The organism is Rothia sp. HMSC067H10 (genome assembly GCF_001810635.1).
In the GTDB taxonomy this organism is placed as follows: Bacteria; Actinomycetota; Actinomycetes; order Actinomycetales; family Micrococcaceae; genus Rothia; species Rothia dentocariosa.
The window spans coordinates 1-1,507 of record NZ_KV802294.1 but is presented as its reverse complement, the minus strand read 5'-3'; the positions used below and the strand labels follow the sequence as shown (position 1 = coordinate 1,507).

At 40.1% G+C, this 1,507-nt stretch carries 2 protein-coding genes and 1 pseudogene; all 3 read left to right on the top strand.

Annotated features, from left to right (window positions below):
- Nucleotides 1-406, top strand: a pseudogene (locus HMPREF2756_RS11440) (hypothetical protein); the annotation flags it as partial.
- A 22-nt stretch (nucleotides 407-428) separates the two neighbouring features.
- Nucleotides 429-596, top strand: a complete 168-nt coding sequence (locus tag HMPREF2756_RS11250; RefSeq protein ID WP_004006156.1) for a hypothetical protein — start codon at nucleotides 429-431, stop codon at nucleotides 594-596.
- 23 nt (nucleotides 597-619) lie between these two features.
- A partial coding sequence (locus HMPREF2756_RS04175; RefSeq protein ID WP_246825836.1) for a hypothetical protein occupies nucleotides 620-1,507 on the top strand: 888 nt, incomplete at its 3' end.

Genomic DNA, 1,507 nt, shown 5'->3' with positions numbered 1-1,507 from the left:
TTGGATTCATGAGTATCTTGAGGATTTGCATTGGCTGGATTTGAGTCAGGGTGTTTTTATTGTGCTGCGCGATTATGATGTTATGTTCCATGATTCTCATGATCCTCAGTATTATATGGCTGAATGGGCTGCAGAGCTGTTGCAGTCTGTGGACGGCGATTTGAGGTTTTATCGTACCTGGAATGAAGATGGGGAGTATGATCCAACACCTGTGCTTTATGCTATGGACGTTTCTCGGGATACGCTTGATACTGTATTAGAGTTTTTTGAGGGTCGGGCGATTATTGTTCCTGAGTTTGACGAGGATGATCCGGGGGCGGAGCATCCTTTGTATGTGAAGACTAAAGAAGACGCTATCAGTAATTTGAAAGGTATAACGGTCGACCCAGCAGATACTGAGGGTTAGTTGTATCTTCTGAAGAGATGATGTGACGAATCGTCCAGATCTTCAATTTACTAAAGATGGTAAACGGTACTATGTTGAATGGGATCGTACTACATCTGGACGTGAAATTGGGCATGCCGAACGTATTGCGGCTAACGATCCCGCACATGGTGGCATTGAGCTACGTATTGTTGATCCGTATAAAAAATAACTATGTTTGAAAGGGTAACCCCTATGGTTGAGGATGTTAACCGTTATCGTCTAGCTGGTGGTCGGTATGAGCCTACTACGTATAATTTGGTATTTTTTAGGGGCGATTACCGTCGAGTTGCTACGTATTACCAAGACTGGGCAAAGAATATAATATTTCCACAGTTTCTGACTAATACTGAAGAAAATCTTGCTGGGGAAGCAATATTTGATGCCTTAAATCCTTTAACACGTGCAGAGTCAAAGATTATATTTGCTCAATGTCGTAATGGTTGGACCGTTATGTTAACTAATAGTCCTAAGTCGGTAGATTATACAACGATAATGTGGAATATGAAAAAGAAATATTTATTGGATAGTGTTTTTATACGTTATGTACCTAATATATACCCGCCAAAAAATTATAAAGAACTCGAAAAATATCGAGAGTCTTATGGAAGTATTCGGCTTACATATTATAATGGCTCTGGACAGAAAATCTGTGGTAATAACCGTGGTCGTTCACTGCACCTGGGGCGTGAAGGTGTAAGGAAATGGTTTTTTCAAAGTAGTGGTAATCCTTTTGAATTTGAGGATACAAATGTTTACAGTAAACATAAAGTAACTGACCGATTCTCTCCAGAAATATTGCTCCATTATGCACGGCAGCTGGGGATTGACCCATATAATCTGAGTTTCTACACTGGACCCGCACTTATATGTCATGTAGAAGCGTCTTGGCATCACGATGATCCAAAATTCTTAAAACCTTTAACTTTTGCCCAGGCTCGCAAAGAATATAAGCTCGATCATCTTTACGATAGCTATGGTGATGATGAAGACTCATCAAAAACATATCTTGATGATGTCCAGAAGAATGTACCTGAAAAATCTGAGGGATTCGAGCCTTTAGATGAATATCAGGCTGATTCT